This window comes from Luoshenia tenuis (assembly GCF_014384745.1).
In the GTDB taxonomy this organism is placed as follows: Bacteria; Bacillota; Clostridia; order Christensenellales.
Map to the genome: position 1 here is coordinate 215,975 of NZ_JACRSO010000002.1, position 15,056 is coordinate 231,030.

The window sequence follows — 15,056 nt, forward strand, 5'->3', positions numbered from 1 at the left end:
ACGCTCCTTTACAGGTTTTGCATATTGGACAGGTCGATCATCTGCTGCGCCAGCGACTGGACCTTTTCGCGCATCTTAAAGATGCAATCCATCTCCACCGCCTGGCCACGGACGATATCCTCCGCCAGCGCCTGGCAGCTGGGTGCGCCGCAGGAACCGCAATCCAACCCCGGCAGCTCTTTGGCCAGCTTTTCCATCATTTCCATCTTTTTCAGCGCCACAGCCAGGTTATCATCCAGCTGCATCACCGCCTTGGGCTTGATGGGCTTTTCGCTGCGGATATCGTACTCCCGCAGGTATTCCTCCATCAGGCTGGCATCCATCTCCCGGCGTTCCAATCCTTCCGCCAGCTTGCGGATGCGGTTTTTGGCCACGTATCCATTCTCAAAGACCAGCGGGCCGCCCACGCAGCCGCCGTTGCAGGCCAGCGCCTCAAAAAAATCCAGGTCGTTCAAATTCCCGTTCTCGATCTCTTCCAGAACCCGGATCACGTTATCCACGCCGTCAACCGCCAGCGTAGCCTCGCACCCGGAAGCGATGGATTCGCCCCCAGCGTTGGCCCAGCTCACCCCCAGGAAGGAGGCCTTTTGCTGGGGTACCTCGTCATCCGCCTCCGGGCGGCTGAGTTGGCTGGAGAGCAGCCCATACATCTCCAGAATCGAAATCGCCCCATCTACCGCGCTCTTTTCCACGCTCAGCGGCGCGCGGATGCTGGTCATCTTCGCCGCGCAGGGGGTGATGAAGAATACGCCCACATCTTTGGGGTCGGCTCCGGTCTGCTCGCAGTATTGATCCTTGGCGATGCGCGCGGCCACCTCCATGGGCGACTGAATATCGATAATATGCTCCAACAGCTCGGGAAAGCGTACTTGGATCAGCCGCACAACGGCCGGGCAGGCCGAAGAGATCAACGGCTTTTTAAGCTGCTTCCCCTCCGCCATCAGCTTTTTGGTATAATAAGAGACCACATCGGCCCCCAGCGCCACCTCAAACACCGCGTCAAAGCCGATGTTTTTTAAACCCCAGAGGATGCGGTCGATACTGTGTAACTTTTTAAACTGCCCGTACAGCGTGGGCGCGGGCAGCGCAATCCTATGTTTAAAGCGGTTGATCGTGGCCAGCGGATCGGTGCGGGCCACCTTGGCGTGGTAAGGACAAACGCGGATGCACTCCCCGCAATCGATGCACCGCTGCTCGATAATCATCGCTTTACCATCCCGCACGCGGATGGCCTCGGTGGGGCAGCGCTTGATGCAATTGGTGCAACCCTTGCACTTGTCCCGGTCCAGCGTGACGGAATGGCTGTAGTGTTCGAAAGCCGGCATTGACACCTTTCCCCCTTCATCTATCTGTATTGTTAAATTCTTTTGCAACTAGAATAGAAAGCTCATGCTGATCTCCGTCCCCGCGGGGCTGGAGCTGATGCTGAAATGGTCGGCGCAGCGCTTCATATTCGGCAGGCCCATACCGGCGCCAAAGCCCAACTGGCGCACGCTCTCCGGAGCTGTTGAAAAGCCCTCGCTCATGGCCAGGTCCACATTTTCAATGCCCGGGCCCACGTCTTTACTGGTCAGGTGGGCGCCGTGCTCATCCACCGCAAAGACCAGCTCGCCTCCCAGCGAATGGATCACCAGGTTCAGTTCCGCCTCGTAGGCGGCGATGGAGACCTTGCGTACGATCTCTGAATTGATCCCCAACTGCTTAAGGGTACGTTTGATGCGGCTGGAGGCTTCTCCCGCCGTCACAAAATTGCGGGCCTCTACCGGAAAGGCTTCCATAAAGGTGGCCGCTTCATGCTCGTGCTGCACGTATCTCACCCCTTCATCCGTTCGCTGCCCGGCAGGCCGCTTTGATAGAGCAGGCCGCAGGCGACATATAGTGTATCCGGCGTGGTCAGCACCACGATATCCCGTTCCATGGCCATATCCAAAATCTCCTGCGTGGGCAGCTTGCCCCGCACAAAGACGATGACCAACACGTCCAGCATCTCGGCCGTGCGCACCACGTGGGGATTGATCAACCCCGTTAAAAGCACGCTTTTCTCCTTGACATAGGCCAGCACGTCGCTCATCAAATCCGCGCCGCAGGCCGAAAGTACCGTCTGATCTACCAGATGTTCTCCACAAAGCACCCTGGCATCCAACAAATCGACTACGTCCTGAATCGTCAAATCCGCCCACCCCTTTTTCTCGCGTAGAATCGCTACATTGCGCCAATATCCTGTAAATACTGCCGCCAGCTGTATGCGCTTTTGATATAATTATAATGTATTGTCTGGGAAACTGCCATACCCTGCGCAGCATTTTGGGTAGTTATTTCTTCCAGCCCATCGGTAAACTGGGTAAAGACCGAGAGCAGCAGAGAAAAGACCTTTTGAGAGGCCTCCTCGCCCAGCCCGTTTTGCAGCTTTTCCTGCATTTGCAAAAATGCCTCCCGCAGCGCCGGAGCCTGCTCAATGCTGCTTTCGGGCTGAGCAACCCAGGCGCCCATCTTTTCCATGCCGTCCTGCCAGAGGATATACGCCTCCCCGATCAAGTCCAGCTGCGTTTCCTGGGCCGTAATGTTCAGTTTGAGCTTGGGCAGCGCCAGCGTATAGACCACCGCGTCGACACCCTGCTCCCGGCTTTGCGCCATCACCTGCTCTGCGGCCTCTTTGGTAGCATAGGCGCCGATAAATACCCGATGATTCTGCTCGTCGGGAGAGACAAAGCCCGCCCCGCCCTGGTTGCGCAGCTGGTCAGCCAACAGCGTGGCGTTGCCCTCGTCGGCAAATGTGCCGGCCTGCAAAAGGTACAGCGTCATAGCCGGCACCTCTACCGGGCTGGTCTTGCGCCCATCCTCCCCCTCCGGGCTGGGCGTAGCTGCGGCTTGGGTCGGTTGCGCGGGGGTAAGCTGGGCCTGATCCGTCGCATCCGCTTCTGCTCCGCTAAAATGGGCCACGATCGGGGCTACAACGCTTTGCGCCAACCAATTGCCGATGGACCCGGCGCTGACGATGTACACCACGATCAGGATCACTGCAATAATCAGCGGGATCAGGCGTTTGGCCGTGCCCGTACCGCCGCCTGCGTCCCTGGCCCGGTAGGCTGCTGCGGCACGCCCGCGGTATGGCTGCCGCCTGCGGTTTCGGCTGGGTTGATAGCGGCTCATTATTTCCTCATCCTCTCCATCACAATCTTAGGTATTATATGGCCGCGTTATAACCCATATGTTCAGCGCCCGTAAAATGCTTTGCATATTGTCTGCCCGCCCGTTATAATAGGGCTTATTAAGGGGGATGTATATATGAAATATCATATCGATACCATCCCGGTTTGGGATGCCTATAAGGCCGACTGCGAGTGCCCCATGTGTCTGATCCGCCGCAAATGCGAGCTGGATTTTATCGATTCCTTTCTAGGGGGCTCGGTCATGGAGCCGGATACCCGCATCGAAGTCAACACCAAGGGCTTTTGCCAGGAACACCTGCACCAGCTTTACGCACAGAAAAACCGGTTGGGGCTGGCGCTCATGACCCATACCAATATGTTGGAGGCCAACGAAGTCGCCCAGGAAGGCTTTGCAAAGATCGAGGCAGCGCTAAACGGGGCGCCGTCCGGCAAAAAGCTCTTCCGCCCCGCCAAGACCGATGAGAAGACCGCCCAGACTATTGCCCAGGCGGCCCAAACCATCCGCGCGCGCACCCAGAGCTGCATCATCTGCGAGCGGCTGGACAGCCTGATGGATCGCTATTTTTATACGTTGATGTATATGTATGAACACGAGGCGGAATTTCGCAAGGCCTTTGCCCAGTCCAAGGGCATGTGCCGTCCCCATCTGGCCGACGCGCTGGAATACGCGGTCAAGCACCTCAAGCCCGATCTGGCCAAGGCGTTTATCACCGAGCTTTTGGCCGCCCAGCGGGAGAACGACAAGCGGATCGCCGATGAGCTGTATGCCTTTACCACCATGTTCGACTACCGCAATCAGGGCAAAACCTTTGGCAATGCGCGGGACGCCCTGCCGCGCGCCATCAACCGCGTGCGCGGGCTGACCTTCCCCGAGGATAAAAAAGAGTAGCGGTCGAATCGCCTTATAGCAAAACCCCCTTCCCGGCTTTCGTCGGGAAGGGGGTTTCATTCCTTTACAACATTTATTCTACCGGTTTTTCCAGGCGGTAGCGGGCGATGACCTGATGGACGAAGGAGTAATTGGCCCCGCACAGGCGCGCGATCTCGCCCACCGTATAGCCCTGCTCGTACAGATGCTGGAACATCAGGCTCTTGGTCTTAAAGGCAACCGTTTCGCCCGTGGAGGAAAGGATCAGCGATTTACCGCCGGCAAAGCCGTATTCCGGCCGCCCTTCTTCATCGATGTTAACGCCGTACTGCTCCACCAGGATACCGGCCTCCCGCAGGATCTCCGCCGAAAAAGGATCGGGGTAGGGATTTTGGTAGACGATACGCCGGATGCCGGCGTTGATAATCAGCTTAGCGCAGATGGTGCAAGGCTGATGTGTACAGTAGAGCGTGGCCCCATCCACCGCGATGCCCAGCTTAGACGCCTGGATCAGCGCGTTCTGCTCGGCGTGGATGGCATAGCAAAGCTCGTGGCGGGTACCCGAGGCGATCCCCATCTTCCGGCGCAGGCACTCCCCCCGCTCCACACAGGACTTGATGCCCGCAGGCGCGCCGTTATAACCGGTGGTAATGATGCGCCGGTCCCGCACGATGATCGCACCCATCTTCCGATTTTCTTGATAGCAGCTCGACCATTCCGAAATCGGCCCCAAAAGCTTGATAAAGCGATGATCCCACTTATCCAATCTCCGTCCCCCCCAGTCGCAAATTATTTGATTTGTAGCGCCATTTGTATATAGCTTTATCCATCATAAAGTTATTTTACAGCATGCGGTTGCGCCTGTAAAGGTTTTCCCTGAAAAACTTTATTTATCTGAATTTCAAAGCAAAACGGAGAGATTGATGGATTTATTCGATATAACCGCCGATTTTGCCCGAAAATCGAATTTGATTGGTAAATTTAACAAATGTTTCCGGTTGCCTCTTTTCAACGTTTTGGCGATAATAAGAGTTGTGATTAGCACTCAACCAAGATGAGTGCTAACAGGAAAAAACAATAAACGGATTACATTATAAGGAGGAAAGAACATGACTATCAAACCGTTGTTTGACAAAGTTGTTCTCAAGGCTGTGGAAACGGAAGAGACCACGCAGAGCGGCATCGTATTGCCGGGCACCGCGAAGGAAAAGCCCCAGATGGCCGAGGTAGTGGCCGTGGGTCCCGGCGGCGTTGTGGACGGCAAGGACGTCGTTATGCAAGTGAAAGAAGGCCAGAAGGTGATCTACTCCAAGTACGCCGGCAACGATGTGAAGCTGGACGATACGGAGTACGTCATCATCCGTCAGAGCGATATCCTGGCTGTGGTTGAATAAATCAAGAAGGCTTACCGATAAAAGGAGGAACTATCAATGGCGAAACAGATCATTTACGGCGAAGACGCGCGCCGTGCCCTTGAAAAAGGCGTCAATCAGCTGAGCGATACGGTAAAGATCACCCTGGGTCCCAAGGGCCGCAACGTGGTGCTGGATAAAAAGTTCGGCGCTCCCCTCATCACCAATGACGGCGTGACCATCGCCAAGGAGATCGAGCTGGAAGATCCCTTTGAGAATATGGGCGCCCAGCTGGTAAAAGAAGTATCCACCAAGACCAACGACATCGCTGGCGACGGTACCACCACCGCCACTGTGTTGGCTCAGGCCATCATTCATGAGGGCATCAAAAACATCGCCGCGGGCGCCAACCCCATGGTGCTGCAAAAGGGCATCAGCAAGGCCACCCAGGCCGCTGTAGAGGCCATCAAGGCCGTGAGCAAGCCCATCGAGGGCAAGCAGGCCATTGCCCAGGTTGCTACCGTCTCCTCTGCCGATGAGATGATCGGCGAGCTGATCAGCGACGCGATGGAAAAAGTGGGCAACGACGGCGTTATCACCGTTGAAGAGTCCAAGACCATGAAGACCGAGCTGAACATCGTGGAAGGTATGCAGTTCGATCGCGGCTATACCTCCGCTTACATGGTAACGGATACCGACAAGATGGAAGCGAATCTGGATAATCCGCTGATCCTGATCACCGAGAAGAAGATCAGCAATATTCAGGAGATTCTCCCCGTGCTTGAGCAGGTGGTGCAGCAGAGCCGCAAACTGCTGATCATCGCCGAGGATATCGAGGGCGAAGCGCTGGCGACCCTGGTCATGAACAAGCTGCGCGGCACCTTCACCTGCGTTGCGGTCAAGGCCCCCGGCTTTGGCGATCGCCGTAAGGCTATGCTGCAGGATATCGCGATCCTCACCGGCGGTCAGGTCATTTCTGACGAGCTGGGCATGGATCTGAAAGAGACCACCATCGACATGCTGGGCCAGGCCCGTCAGGTCAAGGTGGATAAGGACAACACCACCATCGTAGAGGGCGCTGGCGATCCTTCCGAGATCAAGGCCCGCGTCTCCTCCATCCGCGCGCAGATCGAGGAAACCACCTCGGATTATGACCGCGAGAAGCTCCAGGAGCGTCTGGCGAAGCTGGCCGGCGGCGTAGCCGTGATCCAGGTCGGCGCTGCCACCGAGATTGAGATGAAAGAGCGCAAGCTGCGCATTGAGGACGCACTCAACGCGACCCGCGCTGCCGTGGAAGAGGGTATCGTCCCGGGCGGCGGCACCGTGCTGATCAACGCTATCCCCGCTGTGGCTGCCCTGATCAAGGATGCCTCCGGCGATGAGAAGACCGGCATGCAGATCATCCTGCGCGCGTTGGAAGAGCCCGTACGCCAGATCGCAGCCAACGCCGGCCTGGAAGGCTCTGTCATCGTTGAGAACATCAAGAGCAACGGCGCGGTAGGCTATGGCTACGATGCGGCCCGCGACGAGTATGGCGATATGGTGGCCAAGGGCATTCTGGATCCCACGAAGGTCACCCGTTCTGCCCTGCAGAACGCGGCCAGCGTTGCCGCGATGGTGCTGACCACCGAGTCTCTGGTGGCGGACATCCCCGCTCCCGAACCGGCCGCCCCGGCTGGCGCCGGCGCCGGCATGCCTCCGATGTATTAAGCCGAGCATAAAGCAATCAATAAAAAAGGCTTTGCCCTTAAATGGGCAAAGCCTTTTTCTTATCTTACCATTTGCCATTTACCGCTCTCGTCCGGCTTCTCCTTTTATTCAGCGGTCCTAAAAGGCCCACCACTACTTCCACACCGTATCCTTGATGCCAATATCCTCTCCCCTAAAAGTAAGAGGACGTCCCAGCCGCCTTTGCTGTTCGTAATGATCCAGCGCCTTTAGTGCCACCTTGCCCAGCAAGAAGATCACGATAATATTGACGATCGCCATAAAGCCCATGGTAATATCGGCCAGGTTCCATACCAGGGCAAAATCCGCCTGGGCGCCTAAAAATATCGCCAGCACGCAGGTCAACCTAAAGGCAAATAACAGTTTTTTGTTGTTCTTGATAAACAGAATATTGGACTCTGCATAATAATAATTCCCCACCAGACTGCTGAAAGCAAAGGCAAAAATGGAAAAGGTGATAAAATGGATGCCCCATTCCCCTACATTGGCGCTGATAGCAGCCTGCACGTAAGGGATACCATCCAGCACGCCGCTTACCCCCTCCACACCCGAAACCAGCAACATCATCGCGGTGCTGGAGCAGATCAGCAGCGTATCGATAAATACGGAGATCACCTGAACCAGGCCCTGCTTGACCGGATGGCTGACATCCGCCGACGCAGAAGCGTTGGGCGCGCTGCCCATGCCTGCCTCATTGGAGAACAGGCCTCGCTTGATACCGATGACCACCGCGCTGCCCGCCAAACCGCCCGCGATGGCGTTAAAATCAAAGGCGTTTTGGAGGATGAGCTCTAATACCGCCGGCAATTCGGTAATGTGCAGCGCCATGGTGATCAATCCGATCAGAATGTACGCCGTGGCCATGACCGGCACCAGTACCGAAGTGATAAAGCCGATCCGGTGCACGCCGCCCCAAATCACCAAACCCGTTGCGACTGCCAGGAGCAGCCCCACCACCAGCGGGAAAATCGTCTGCGAGTAGTCAGGGATGTAATAGGCCAGCGCCGAGGACATGTTATAGGACTGCAACCCGTTAAAACCGTAAGCAAAGCACAGGATCAGCAGGATGGAAAACAAAATGCCCAACCACCGCTTGCCCAGCGCCCGCTCCATATAATACGAAGGGCCGCCCCTGAACTGGCCGTTTTCCTTTACTTTATAGATCTGTGCCAGCGTGCTCTCGATAAAAGCCGACGCGCCGCCGATAACAGCCATCAGCCACATCCAGAATACTGCCCCCGGGCCGCCGGCGGCAATCGCCGTGGCGATGCCCGCGATATTCCCCGTGCCCACGCGCGAGGCTGTAGAGATCATCAGCGCCTGGAAGGAGGACACCTTTTTTTCGCCCTTTTCCGGACCGCCGTCCTTCTCCATCAAGGATTTGATCCCGTCTTTTAAAAGCCGGACCTGCGCACCCCTCGTGCGGACCGTAAAATAGACGCCCACTCCTACCAGGAGGATGATCAGCACATAGGTGTACATAAAATCGTTGATCTGCGTTAAAACTTCGTTCATACCCCGTCTCCCGCGCAATATTTTGCCCCGCACGGTCTCTCCTCCGCCCGGGGCTTAAAATATATTATAATCGCTGGACAGGCATCCGTAAAGAACAGAAAGGGGTTATCCTATGATTCTTAGCCTTGAAAGTGTCGGGTCAGCTACGGGAAGTAAATTGTCCTCCGCGCATCTATACAGCAGCCCTTTATCATTTAGTGGCGCACGCCCAGGATATGTAAAAAGCGCGCCTGTGCAAAATTATAACTGCTTAGCGGCCGCATATAGGCGTCATAGGAGTGTGCGGCCACATAAACTTCGCCATCCGCAAGCCCAACGATAACCGGCGAATGATAAAAGTGCCCGCTCTCATCTCCCAGCTGCACGATATCTCCGATCTGCACCTCGTCCCGCTGGGCAAGCTGCGCATAGGGCCCGATCCCCTGATTGCCAATGAGAAAATTATACAGGTACTGCACGCCCGTCCAAGAGGCCGTGCGCTGCCCCGCGCTGTAATAATACCAGCCAAATGTTTTGGTAGGATTCATGACGCCGCTGCCCGCGTACAGACATTGGGAGGCATAGTTGGTACAATCTCCCCCCAGGTTTTCAAAATCAAGATAGGCCGGGTTGCGCTTAAATGCCCATGTTCTGGCGTAGGCCACCGCATCTTGGCGGCGATAGGCTAGTTCTTGCATGGCATCGCCCTCCTTTTCCCTCTATATCTACGGTCCTGCGGTAAAAAAGGTGCATGAGTGGTGGCCTTTTTTCCATTATCCCGTTGACAAATTATGGGCCCGGTGTTATCATAATAGAGCACTCGCCTTGCGGGCGAGAGTATTTCTGGGTGTGGCGCAGTTTGGTAGCGTGCTTGAATGGGGTTCAAGAGGCCGGAGGTTCGAATCCTCTCACCCAGACCAGAGTCGGAGCAAAGTTCGCTTTACTCCGATTTTTCTTTTATTTATAGCGTGCGATTGACTCTTAAAGGATAAAGAGGCCGGAATGCTCATCCGGCCTCTTTTTTGCTTATTACCGATCCTATACGCTGTCTTTGTTTATCCCTACAACGCGCGCCGGTTATCCGCTATGCTCTTCCAGGTAACAATCGATTTGAGCGATCTTTTCTTCCAGGCGATCGATGCTGTTTTGCCTTGTCGCGCTTTTCAACCGAAGTGACTTGGTCTTTGTAGATAGATACTCCCAAAAGCACATGGCCATGTTTTGCTCCTGTATCTCATAGATGGTAAGCGGCAGCTCCCGCTTCATGATCAGAGCGTGCACGTTTTTTTCCACAAATACGGACATGTTCTGCATGCCTACATCCTGCGCCATCACCACCATGTAGCTAGAGTAGCGCTTGAGTAACGACACAATACGCCTTAAGTGCGTCCGATAGGCTTGCGGCGTATAGGGCAGCGCTTCCCCGTCGCCCATATAGGAAAAGGGCATTAAAACCCTTCCCGCTACGATGTCTTCCAATGCCGCGAGATTGATGATATCGACAAACCGGTACTGCTTTGCCAGGCGATTTTCAAAGTAGCTACTTTGCAGCGCGATGATTCGTTCCGTCGTTGACCGGCGTTGATCCCCCGCCGGAATAAATTCTAACAATTCCAACGGCACCGTGACGAAAGACAGATCAGAATTGACCTGCATGCAATCGCTCAGGTCAGTATTATCGTCCCACGGGGCCTTTAATCTCTGTTCGCACCAGGATTCGATCGTATAGGCCTTTGAAAGGGGATGGCAAAGCCGCCAGACCCTTTCAAAATCCTGCTCCATAAAGCTAATTAGCTCCTGATCGGTCATCAAAAAGGTGATGCCAGCCTCTTCCTGCTGGCCAATCGACCCCGAGAATACCGCCGCCTGCCCAGGCACCAGGATCAGTGTGCGTTTATGGAGGTTATCCCGCAGGCGGGGATAGTAATACGTCTCTAACATGCCATACATATAAGCCGGAACCATAAAACTCATAGCAGCTATGGCGCTGTGCATCTCGCCTTGCGCGATGGATACATGCCGGATATCATAGCCATGGTCGGCCAGGGTGCGGGCCATCTCCATGCACTCGTCCAAAAAGCCGGGTTCCTCATAAAACCACTTCAGATTTTCGTCAGAAAAGACGCAGACTGTCCCTCCGTTTTGCTGCATTGCCACCTGCCACAGATGCCGGATGGCCTGGCGTTTGCCTGCGTTGAAAAAGTATGTATCGACCATCTTGCCTTTTGCCTGAACCCCGGGTAGATTTTGCGGAATAGGCCATAGGTCTGCCTCCTCGCTATCGGTTTGTGTGCCAGCACGCTGCGCACGCTCGCCCTGGGCGCCGCCCTGAGCGGTCAGCCACTTGAAAATGACTCCTTCCAGGTCTTTGCCATCCAGCGTCGTCTGGGATATACCCATGGTCTCCGATAAGGCCGCGCGCTGATACTCGCCATAACACTTTTTTGCGAAATAACGCGCCACCGAGCGCATATTCTCTATATTCTTGGGGGCTCCCCGCACGCCATGGCGCAATTTGCTTACCATAGACGGGTCAATTCTGACCCCATGTGCCAGTTGAACATTGGTCGTGCTTGTAATATTAAGTAAGAAAGTAAGTTTGTCAGCAAAAACCATAATATCCCCCTGTTTGTAATATTGCCACGAAAGATGGCAGAATAATGTCCATGACAGAACCATCGATGGGATTGCCACACGTCCATAAAAACATTATCATAAATATAGCACAAATCGGAAAAGATGACGACAACACAATTCTACAATTGAAAAGGGGGACGCACATGAATACTGTTCACGAAGACACACTGGCTGCACAAATCATAAAATTCCACCATCGGACCGAACGCACTCAGGATAATTTCAGCATTGAGATCGATATCTCCGCCTCCTCCCTCAACCGTTTTGAAGAGGAATGCAACGCCGCCTCGCTCGTAACGCCGGAAGGGCAAAAAGATGGCTTCAGCTTCAATATCTTCAGCACAGATGCACCATTAGCTGATGAATCCGCTCTTGCGCACAACCTGGCAACTCATTTATTCACCTGCAACCTCCAGCAGCTGCTCGCACTGCCGGCGCCATACCGCTCGCTGGTCGTGCGCCTGTTCGAATACATGCTGGTCGCCTTATCCCGAGAGGAAGGCTTTACCTACTCGACCAAACCCTTTTTCCCGCGCTAAGACACAGATCTTTTATCATTTATCTTTACCGTATGGCTAAAATTGTGGCGGGATCATGGATCCCGCCCCGTTTGGTCTCCTTTCTCGTTTCTTTTTACACATTAATATTTCGTATCATAAGGCCACGGGCTTCCGCCGCTCAAGCAGCCGCCGTCAATCCGGTACTCAGAGCCGGTGATGTACCCAGAGGCATCGCTGGCTAGCAGCACGCATAACCCAACGATCTCCTCCGGATTGCCCGGGCGGCGCATGGCGATGCGCTCACGCAGGTAGGCTGCGCGCTGCGGGTGCTCCCACGTGACCGTGGTCAGGGGCGTAAGGATATGGCCGGGGCTGATGCAGTTGGCCCGGATATTATACTTAGCCCATTCTACGGACATGCTGCGCGTCAGGGCGACGATGCCGCTCTTGGTCGCCGCGTAGACCGAGCAGCCGCCCAACACGCTGCCGGTATTGTGCGAGCCTATATTGATTATGCTGCCGTTTTTTTGTGCCATCATATAGGGCGCGACGGCGCGGGAAACGCGGAATACGCCCTTAAGATTGATCTCCATGATGCGGTCATAAGTCTCTTCCTCCACATCCAAAAGCCCTTCCCGCTTATTGATGCCCGCACAGTTGACCAGCACGTCGATATGGCCATACTGTTCGCCGATCTGATCCACACAGGCAGAAATACTGTCCTTGTCCGAAACATCCATGATGTGGGATGAGGCGCTGCCGCCCTCGCCGCGGATCTCCTCCTCCAAGGCCGCCAGGCCGTCCCTGCTGATATCGCACAGGGCGACCGCCGCCCCGGCCCGCGCCAGGCCCTTGCAAAGCTCCCGGCCAATGCCGCCCGCCGCCCCGGTAAAGAGAACGACCTTGCCCTCCAGAGAAAACATCTGCTGCAAATTCTTCGCTACGTCCATTTTAACTCCCCCTTAAATATAAATCCCTATCTATCTGTCGCCCTGTGCGTACTCCTGCGCGCCTTCTACTACCGCGCGGATATTCGCATCCGGCGTATCCTGCTGCACGGAACAATCCGCGCATAAAATAAGCCGTTCCGCCCCAGCGGAGGCGATCAACTCCTTGGTATAGGTTTTGACCTGCTCCGGCGTTGCACACTGCAAAATTTTGCCCGGCCGGTTATCAAACCCGCCCATCAGCGTGGTGCCAGGCTTGAAAAACGCCCTGCCCTGGGCCAGTTGCAGGTCTTTTTCGATAAAGGTGCCCCAGTTCACGGTCTCGTACGGATAGTCCTGCCACAGGTCGATGAAGTTGGGCGTCCCCACCCAGGAACACATATGGACGATATTATGCTCATACAGGCTGTTGACGTAATCTAAAAGCCGGATATCCCAGGGCTTTAACGCCTCCACATACTCCTGCGGCGTAAAGCGGTCCACCTCGCAGTTTTGCAGCGAAACAAACAGGCCATCGATCCCCGTCTTTTCTTTGAGCAGCCTGGAAAGCGTAAAATTATCCTCTTGGATCACCTGCATGGCCGTCTGCACCGCACCTTTATCCTCGCGCCACAGATCCATCACATGCGTTTCGCCGCCGAAGGTATGCTTGATGGTCGAAAAGGGCGTAAAAAGCATATAATAGACCGCTGCGCCATCCTGCATCGCCTCGGCGATCTTCCCCGCCCGGTAAAGATGGCGTTGCATATAAGCGGATTCTGGTCCGTGTGGGCGTATCCCCTTCCAATCCTGCACGGTGTGCAGCGCCGTATCGCTGAAAAAGCCCATCAACCCATCGGTCTCAACGCACAGTACATCCATATCCGTACGTTTGCACCAGTCCACCTGGCCAGCGACGGCCGCGTCATCCTCGGCCGAAAAGTGGGTGTAAAATCCCACCGGCACCCGGTCTACAGGCGACCCTGCCATGGCGCGCAGGGTCCGCTCCTTTTTGTTCATTTTTATACCCCCCTAAATTATTTTAGCTATTTCCTATTATAGGCTTTTATCTGGCCAAGCACAATCTAAAACAATTAGATACACAAAGTAAAAAGAGGACGGCTTAAGCCGTCCCCTTTTAAGCGTTACTCCGAGAAATTTACACCATGCGCTTGGACAGCAGCTGATTGACCAGCGCACTATCCGCCTTGCCCTTCACCCGGGGCATCAGATTTTTCATGATCAGTCCCTTTTGCTTGCCGGTGGGCTGCTCGATCTCCAACTCCTGCAGCACGGTGTCGATCACGCTGTCGATCTCCGCCTCGCCCATCATCTGCGGGGCAAATTCCCGAAGCACGGCGATGCGTGCCTTGCATTTTTCGATGATATCGGTCCGGCTATCCGGCGCCGTTGTCATGGTCTCCTCGGTCTGCTTGATCTCCTTTAAAACGATGGTATCCTCTTCCATGGCGGTGAGCGGCTCGCGCTTATCCTTGGCCTTGGCTTTAAGCGCGCTGAGCAGCAGGGAAAGCGTCTCCTTGCGCGCTGCGTCCTTATCCTTTAGCGCCTGCATCATCGCCTTTTGTACGGCTTCTGTTTTACTCATGTTAAACTTCCTCCTTCTGATCCTACTTCCATTTTATCCACGTTCAGCGCCGCGAATACCGCGCCAATGGCGCCGCATATCTCCAGCTGCCCGCGCGAGCGGCCCAACTTCTGGCGATTGATTACCGCAAGACACCTGCCGGTAAAATAGTCGATCAGCCCCGCCGCCGGATAAACGCTGAGCGATGTGCCGCCTACGATCAGCAGGTCCGCGTTGGCAATAGCCGCCACGGCGGCATCCAGCACCCTTTCATCCAGCGCCTCCTCATAGAGCACCACATCCGGCTTGATAATGCCGCCGCAGCTGCAGCGCGGCACGCCTTCCGCAGCCAGTATCGCCTCCACGCCGTAGGCGCGGCCGCAGGCCATGCAATGGTTACGGTGGACCGAGCCGTGCAGCTCCAGCACGTTTTGGCTGCCTGCGGCCTGGTGTAGGCCGTCGATATTCTGCGTGATCACAGCCTTCAGCCGGCCCATTTTCTCCAGCTGCGCCAGAGCCTGGTGCGCTGGGTTAGGCTTAGCCTCAAGATAGAGCATCTTATCCCGGTAAAAGCGGAAAAACCCCTCCGGCTGGGCCATAAAGTAATGGTGGCTGAGGATCTCCTCGGGCGGGAACGCATACTTTTGATGGTACAACCCATCGGTACTACGAAAATCCGGAATGCCGCTTTCCGTAGATACGCCGGCGCCGCCGAAAAAAACGATCGACCGGCTGGCCATGATCTGTTCGCGTAATTCTTTGATCGCCTCGTCCACGATCCCCGCCTCCGTTCCTT

Annotated in this window: 16 protein-coding genes and 1 tRNA gene; 5 read left to right on the top strand and 12 right to left on the bottom strand. The window is 55.3% G+C overall.

Annotation, left to right across the window (positions count from 1 at the left end; all coding sequences use genetic code 11):
• Positions 1 to 8: 8 nt before the first annotated feature.
• The 4 genes from H8699_RS05940 to H8699_RS05955 are packed head-to-tail and all read right to left on the bottom strand — an operon-like array spanning position 9 to position 3,150.
• Positions 9 to 1,325: a [Fe-Fe] hydrogenase large subunit C-terminal domain-containing protein gene (locus tag H8699_RS05940; RefSeq protein WP_249284887.1), complete on the bottom strand. Its 1,317-nt coding sequence runs from the start codon at positions 1,323 to 1,325 to the stop codon at positions 9 to 11.
• A gap of 48 nt (positions 1,326 to 1,373) precedes the next feature.
• Positions 1,374 to 1,778, bottom strand: a complete 405-nt coding sequence (locus H8699_RS05945; RefSeq protein ID WP_138296181.1) for an ATP-binding protein — start codon at positions 1,776 to 1,778, stop codon at positions 1,374 to 1,376.
• 35 nt (positions 1,779 to 1,813) lie between these two features.
• The gene (locus H8699_RS05950) at positions 1,814 to 2,170 is read right to left on the bottom strand and encodes a DRTGG domain-containing protein (RefSeq protein ID WP_138296038.1); all 357 of its coding nucleotides are present in this window, start codon (positions 2,168 to 2,170) and stop codon (positions 1,814 to 1,816) included.
• Positions 2,171 to 2,202: 32 nt separating this feature from the next.
• Positions 2,203 to 3,150: an SPOR domain-containing protein gene (locus tag H8699_RS05955; protein WP_249284888.1), complete on the bottom strand. Its 948-nt coding sequence runs from the start codon at positions 3,148 to 3,150 to the stop codon at positions 2,203 to 2,205.
• 135 nt (positions 3,151 to 3,285) lie between these two features.
• Between H8699_RS05955 and H8699_RS05960 the strand changes: the two genes are divergently transcribed.
• The gene (locus H8699_RS05960) at positions 3,286 to 4,059 is read left to right on the top strand and encodes a DUF6062 family protein (RefSeq protein ID WP_249284889.1); all 774 of its coding nucleotides are present in this window, start codon (positions 3,286 to 3,288) and stop codon (positions 4,057 to 4,059) included.
• Between the two features lie 73 nt (positions 4,060 to 4,132).
• On the opposite strand, the gene H8699_RS05965 is transcribed toward H8699_RS05960, so the two are convergent.
• Positions 4,133 to 4,804 carry a deoxycytidylate deaminase gene (locus H8699_RS05965; protein ID WP_138296041.1) on the bottom strand — a complete coding sequence of 224 codons (672 nt, stop codon included), beginning with the start codon at positions 4,802 to 4,804 and terminating at the stop codon, positions 4,133 to 4,135.
• Positions 4,805 to 5,147: 343 nt separating this feature from the next.
• On the opposite strand from H8699_RS05965, the gene H8699_RS05970 reads away from it, so the two are divergent.
• A complete protein-coding gene (locus H8699_RS05970; protein ID WP_138296042.1) occupies positions 5,148 to 5,432 on the top strand; it encodes a co-chaperone GroES in 285 nt (94 codons plus the stop codon).
• A gap of 36 nt (positions 5,433 to 5,468) precedes the next feature.
• A complete protein-coding gene (gene groL / locus H8699_RS05975) occupies positions 5,469 to 7,100 on the top strand; it encodes a chaperonin GroEL (RefSeq protein WP_249284890.1) in 1,632 nt (543 codons plus the stop codon).
• A gap of 132 nt (positions 7,101 to 7,232) precedes the next feature.
• Here groL and H8699_RS05980 read toward each other — a convergent pair whose 3' ends face one another.
• Together H8699_RS05980 and H8699_RS05985 are read right to left on the bottom strand one after the other, a co-directional pair.
• On the bottom strand, positions 7,233 to 8,633 hold the full coding sequence (locus H8699_RS05980; protein WP_249284891.1) for an alanine/glycine:cation symporter family protein: 1,401 nt from the start codon (positions 8,631 to 8,633) through the stop codon (positions 7,233 to 7,235).
• Positions 8,634 to 8,827: 194 nt separating this feature from the next.
• Complete coding sequence (locus H8699_RS05985) at positions 8,828 to 9,310, bottom strand: amidase domain-containing protein (RefSeq protein ID WP_249284892.1); 483 nt, start codon at positions 9,308 to 9,310, stop codon at positions 8,828 to 8,830.
• A 145-nt stretch (positions 9,311 to 9,455) separates the two neighbouring features.
• On the opposite strand from H8699_RS05985, the gene H8699_RS05990 reads away from it, so the two are divergent.
• A tRNA-Pro gene (locus H8699_RS05990) sits at positions 9,456 to 9,532 on the top strand.
• Between the two features lie 157 nt (positions 9,533 to 9,689).
• Here the strand turns inward: H8699_RS05990 and H8699_RS05995 are convergent.
• On the bottom strand, positions 9,690 to 11,138 hold the full coding sequence (locus H8699_RS05995; protein ID WP_249284893.1) for a hypothetical protein: 1,449 nt from the start codon (positions 11,136 to 11,138) through the stop codon (positions 9,690 to 9,692).
• Positions 11,139 to 11,392: 254 nt separating this feature from the next.
• Here H8699_RS05995 and H8699_RS06000 point away from each other — a divergent pair, with 254 nt between their 5' ends.
• Positions 11,393 to 11,788 (top strand): hypothetical protein, encoded by a 396-nt coding sequence (locus H8699_RS06000; protein WP_249284894.1) that lies wholly within the window; start codon positions 11,393 to 11,395, stop codon positions 11,786 to 11,788.
• Between the two features lie 101 nt (positions 11,789 to 11,889).
• Here H8699_RS06000 and H8699_RS06005 read toward each other — a convergent pair whose 3' ends face one another.
• From H8699_RS06005 to H8699_RS06020, 4 genes are all read right to left on the bottom strand, one after another.
• Positions 11,890 to 12,699: an SDR family NAD(P)-dependent oxidoreductase gene (locus tag H8699_RS06005; RefSeq protein ID WP_249284895.1), complete on the bottom strand. Its 810-nt coding sequence runs from the start codon at positions 12,697 to 12,699 to the stop codon at positions 11,890 to 11,892.
• 30 nt (positions 12,700 to 12,729) lie between these two features.
• The gene (locus H8699_RS06010) at positions 12,730 to 13,695 is read right to left on the bottom strand and encodes a uroporphyrinogen decarboxylase family protein (protein WP_249284896.1); all 966 of its coding nucleotides are present in this window, start codon (positions 13,693 to 13,695) and stop codon (positions 12,730 to 12,732) included.
• 139 nt (positions 13,696 to 13,834) lie between these two features.
• The gene (locus tag H8699_RS06015; protein ID WP_249284897.1) at positions 13,835 to 14,281 is read right to left on the bottom strand and encodes a GatB/YqeY domain-containing protein; all 447 of its coding nucleotides are present in this window, start codon (positions 14,279 to 14,281) and stop codon (positions 13,835 to 13,837) included.
• Positions 14,278 to 15,036 carry an NAD-dependent protein deacylase gene (locus tag H8699_RS06020; RefSeq protein ID WP_249284898.1) on the bottom strand — a complete coding sequence of 253 codons (759 nt, stop codon included), beginning with the start codon at positions 15,034 to 15,036 and terminating at the stop codon, positions 14,278 to 14,280. The genes H8699_RS06015 and H8699_RS06020 overlap by 4 nt, the downstream gene beginning before the upstream one ends.
• Positions 15,037 to 15,056: the final 20 nt, after the last annotated feature.

Bases quoted from the DNA above. Each gene is read 5' to 3' on its own strand.
- H8699_RS06005 (WP_249284895.1), bottom strand. From the start codon at position 12,699: ATGGACGTAGCGAAGAATTTGCAGCAGATGTTTTCTCTGGAGGGCAAG.
- H8699_RS05960 (WP_249284889.1), top strand. From the start codon at position 3,286: ATGAAATATCATATCGATACCATCCCGGTTTGGGATGCCTATAAGGCC.
- groL (WP_249284890.1), top strand. From the start codon at position 5,469: ATGGCGAAACAGATCATTTACGGCGAAGACGCGCGCCGTGCCCTTGAA.
- H8699_RS05995 (WP_249284893.1), bottom strand. From the start codon at position 11,138: ATGGTAAGCAAATTGCGCCATGGCGTGCGGGGAGCCCCCAAGAATATA.
- H8699_RS06000 (WP_249284894.1), top strand. From the start codon at position 11,393: ATGAATACTGTTCACGAAGACACACTGGCTGCACAAATCATAAAATTC.
- H8699_RS06015 (WP_249284897.1), bottom strand. From the start codon at position 14,281: ATGAGTAAAACAGAAGCCGTACAAAAGGCGATGATGCAGGCGCTAAAG.
- H8699_RS05985 (WP_249284892.1), bottom strand. From the start codon at position 9,310: ATGCAAGAACTAGCCTATCGCCGCCAAGATGCGGTGGCCTACGCCAGA.
- H8699_RS06010 (WP_249284896.1), bottom strand. From the start codon at position 13,695: ATGAACAAAAAGGAGCGGACCCTGCGCGCCATGGCAGGGTCGCCTGTA.
- H8699_RS05970 (WP_138296042.1), top strand. From the start codon at position 5,148: ATGACTATCAAACCGTTGTTTGACAAAGTTGTTCTCAAGGCTGTGGAA.
- H8699_RS05955 (WP_249284888.1), bottom strand. From the start codon at position 3,150: ATGAGCCGCTATCAACCCAGCCGAAACCGCAGGCGGCAGCCATACCGC.
- H8699_RS05940 (WP_249284887.1), bottom strand. From the start codon at position 1,325: ATGCCGGCTTTCGAACACTACAGCCATTCCGTCACGCTGGACCGGGAC.
- H8699_RS05945 (WP_138296181.1), bottom strand. From the start codon at position 1,778: ATGGAAGCCTTTCCGGTAGAGGCCCGCAATTTTGTGACGGCGGGAGAA.
- H8699_RS05980 (WP_249284891.1), bottom strand. From the start codon at position 8,633: ATGAACGAAGTTTTAACGCAGATCAACGATTTTATGTACACCTATGTG.